Origin of the sequence: uncultured Porphyromonas sp. (assembly GCF_934359325.1) — a bacterium.
Taxonomy (GTDB): Bacteria; Bacteroidota; Bacteroidia; order Bacteroidales; family Porphyromonadaceae; genus Porphyromonas_A.
Genome location: NZ_CAKRLH010000167.1, coordinates 1 through 3,650, shown reverse-complemented (window position 1 = coordinate 3,650; position 3,650 = coordinate 1). Strand labels below are relative to the sequence as shown.

The 3,650-nt window shown below is 53.5% G+C and carries 2 protein-coding genes and 1 pseudogene; 1 reads left to right on the top strand and 2 read right to left on the bottom strand.

Annotation, left to right across the window (positions count from 1 at the left end; all coding sequences use genetic code 11):
- Positions 1 to 5: 5 nt before the first annotated feature.
- Positions 6 to 1,088, bottom strand: coding sequence for a glutamine-hydrolyzing carbamoyl-phosphate synthase small subunit (gene carA / locus Q0F21_RS06325; RefSeq protein ID WP_297238401.1), 1,083 nt, complete (start codon positions 1,086 to 1,088; stop codon positions 6 to 8).
- Between the two features lie 26 nt (positions 1,089 to 1,114).
- Entirely contained in the window at positions 1,115 to 2,998 is a 1,884-nt protein-coding gene (locus Q0F21_RS06320; protein ID WP_297238399.1) for an amidophosphoribosyltransferase, read from the bottom strand.
- A 425-nt stretch (positions 2,999 to 3,423) separates the two neighbouring features.
- On the opposite strand from Q0F21_RS06320, the pseudogene Q0F21_RS06315 reads away from it, so the two are divergent.
- Positions 3,424 to 3,650: pseudogene (locus Q0F21_RS06315) on the top strand (serine protease); the annotation flags it as partial.

The window sequence follows — 3,650 nt, the reverse complement described above, 5'->3', positions numbered from 1 at the left end:
TACGTTCACGAGTTTAGGAGCTTAATAAAGTCATCAAAAAAGAATTCGGTATCCATCGGGCCTCCGTGGCACTCGGGGTGGAACTGGACCGCGAAGTACCTCCCGGACTCGTGGATGATACCTTCGTTGGAGCCATCGTTGAGGTTCTCAAAGTAGGGACGCCAGCCTACCGGAAGCGTGTCACTATCTACGGCAAAGCCGTGATTTTGGCTGGTGATAAAGCACTTATCTGTACCACAGAGACGCACCGGCTGATTGGCTGAGCGGTGACCAAACTTCATCTTCTTCACCTTGGCACCGATGGCAAGCGCCATGATCTGATTTCCCATGCAGATCCCCCCTATAGGCTTTTCACCGCTCTCAATGACCTGTCGTACATGATCAATGAGGGCGGTGCACTGCATCGGGTTACCCGGTCCGTTACTGATGAAGAGGCCATCGTAGTCCATCTCAGTGAAGTCGTAGTCCCAGGGAACGATCGTGAGGTCAACATCGCGGTCGAGGAGCATCCGGACGATATTCTCTTTAGCGCCACAGTCCACGAGGACCACGCGCTTGGCACCACTCTTAGGTAGATGGACCACCTCGGGAGTGGAGACCTCAGCAACGAGATTGACCTCGTCGGTCTGGAAGAAGTCTATATCCTGATCGTCCACCACCAGCTTACCGATGAGCGGACCATGGTCACGGATTTCCTTGGTGAGCTCCCGCGTGTCGACACCAGAGAGCCCGACCACGCCATGGCGCTCAAGCGCATCGGAGAGAGACTCTGCGGCATTCCAGTGCGAGTAGTCATCGGTGTAGTCGTGGACGATGAGAGCCAACGGGTGCAGCTCACTACTCTCGAGATAGAGAGCCAGATTGGTGGCAGGATCTACATCCTCCGGCGGGAATCCGTAATTGCCAATGATCGGGTATGTGCAGACAAGCATCTGACCCATGTAGGAGGGATCAGTGAGAGCCTCGGGATAGCCGGTCATGCTGGTATTGAAGACAACCTCTCCGCTGACACTCTTATCGGTGGCGCCGAAGAGAGTCCCCTCGTAGCAGGTCCCGTCCTGTAAGATGAGCTTACCTTTCTTTTTCATGGTCGCTATATGGTTTCGTGTATCTCTTATCTTCTGTAGTCCTCTTCGTAATAGTCGATGAAGGCTTGATTAACTAAGCGCATACCACCCGGTGTGGGGTAGTCTCCGGTGAAGTACCAGTCCCCTGGATTGTCAGGGATCGCCTTGTGGAGACCCTCGATACTCTGGAAGACAATGTCGATCGGGCAGGTAACCTCGGCAGGTCGCATCAGCTTGATCATCTGCTGATTGAGCTCCTCGACACTGAAGGGCTCATAGATCTCCTTGACGAAATTAGTTCGTCTCACCTCCTCACTACCCATGAGAGACTTGATCCTCTCATAGAGCTCACCAATCCGATCCTCCATGCCCCGATCCTTATGGAGTGCAATGGCTGCGCGGAAGGCGACGAACTCCTCCATCCGACTCATGGCGATACCATACCAGTCCGGGTAGCGTATCTGAGGAGCGGAGCTGACGATCACCATCTTGCGCGGTCCGAGTCGATTGAGGATGCGGATGACACTCTCCTTGAGAGTCGTCCCGCGGACGATGCTGTCATCGATCACGACGAGATTGTCCTCTCCACGGCGGATAGAGCCATAGGTGACGTCGTACACGTGAGCCGCCAGCTCATTACGTGATGCACCCTCTGTGATGAAGGTCCGCATCTTGATGTCCTTTATCGCCACCTTCTCCGAGCGAATGCGCTTCCGGAGGATGTCGCGGATCCTCTCCGAGCTCCTATTCTCCGGCATCTCCAGCAGCTCCTGCTTCCGTCGGTCGAGGTACTCCTCGAGCCCCTGAAGCATCCCTTGGTAAGCCACTTCAGCGGTATTTGGGATAAAGGAGAAGACTGTATTGTCCAGATCATAGTCCACCTTCTCAAGGATCTCCGGCACAACAAAACTCCCAAGAGCCTTCCGCTCATGGTAGATATCGATGTCACTCCCGCGGGAGAAGTAAATCCGCTCAAAGGAGCACGCCTTATTCTCCTGAGGCTCGATCACCTGCTCCAGATGGACATGCTCCCCACTACGGTCGATCGCAATGGCCTGTCCTCTCTCGAGCTGATGCACCTTGTCGAAGGTGAGATTGAGCGTCGTCTGGATCACAGGCCGCTCGGAGGCAACTACGAAGATCTCATCATCGTAGTAGTAATAGGCGGGACGGATACCCCAGGGGTCGCGCACCGCATACATCTCGCCACTACCGGTCATGCCGCAGAGGACATAACCTCCGTCAAACATGGGTCCGCACTCCCTCAGAGGCTGTAGCGCATCGATATGATCCTCTATGTCCTCCGTGATATCCATACCCTGTAGCCCCTTTGCCACACTATCCGCATATCGGCGCTCCACCTCTCGATCAAGTCGATGACCAAGGAGCTCCATAAGCACGCGCGTGTCTGAGGTATCGCGAGGATGTTGTCCGCGAGCGGTGATGTACTTGAATATATCCTTGACTGTAGTGAGATTAAAGTTCCCACACATGGCGAGCGTCTTGGCCCGCCAGTTATTACGTCTCAGCGCCGGCTGGAGGTACTGCATGCCGGACTTCCCGGTCGTGGAGTAGCGGAGATGCCCCATATAGCACTCACCAATATAGGGAGCCGCCTCAGCGTAGAAGCGGTCGTCCGCCTCCTCGTCAGAGATTGCCTCGTCGATGGAGTGATGTATGGTATTGAAGATCTCAGAGATAGCGCCCGAGCCGAGAGCTCGCTCCCTATAGAGGTACTCCGTTCCCACAGGGGCCTGAAGCTTGACGCAGGCGACACCCGCCCCATCCTGTCCACGATTGTGCTGCTTCTCCATCATCAGGTAGAGCTTATTGAGACCATAGCGTCTGGTGCCATATTTCTCCCAATAATACTCGAGAGGCTTCCGGAGTCGGATAAGGACCACTCCACACTCGTGCTTAAGTTGCTCCATACCTATATATGTGAGGCGCTTTATTGTTTTTAGACTACTTATTATGCTGCAAAGGTAGAGAAAATAATGCCACTTTGCTCTCCTCTCCAAAGCTCTTCCAGAGCAAATCCTCCCAGCCGCAAGCCCCCTCAGACTAATATCGGTATTAGTGATCACTATAGTCGGTATTAGTCGACACTAATACCGGTAATAGTTAGCTCTAATACCGGTAATAGAAGTACCGGATCACTAACTACTGAGAGTCAGACTTTTGCAACGCACCTCCCGGAGGCTCTCATAACTGCCGTATTCGTCAGACAGCCTGAGACGGTAGATGGGAATGCAAGTGCCCTTATTGCCTACCAAATGAATTCCGTCCAAAGTCTAAGGAGCACCAAACCCAATATATCGGATGAAGATTAAAAAATAGGTAATTTTGTGCCGTTATGAGACTACGTACCTATATAATAGCCGGAGTAGCTCTACTCATCTCGACAGTCTGCTCAGCGCAGATTGCCACACCGGGCTCCAGCCCTATAGGGCTTGGGGGTGAAGTAAAGATGCGGAGCATGCTCCACCTGCCTGTGTCTCGACTCGGCACATTTGACAGAGACTCTGCTCTGCTTGCGATGGAGGCAGCGGACAAGGAGTCTCTCAGGCTCTACCTCTTTGC

Coding starts and splice junctions, on each gene's coding strand:
- carA (WP_297238401.1), bottom strand. CDS start 1,088: ATGAAAAAGAAAGGTAAGCTCATCTTACAGGACGGGACCTGCTACGAG.
- Q0F21_RS06320 (WP_297238399.1), bottom strand. CDS start 2,998: ATGGAGCAACTTAAGCACGAGTGTGGAGTGGTCCTTATCCGACTCCGG.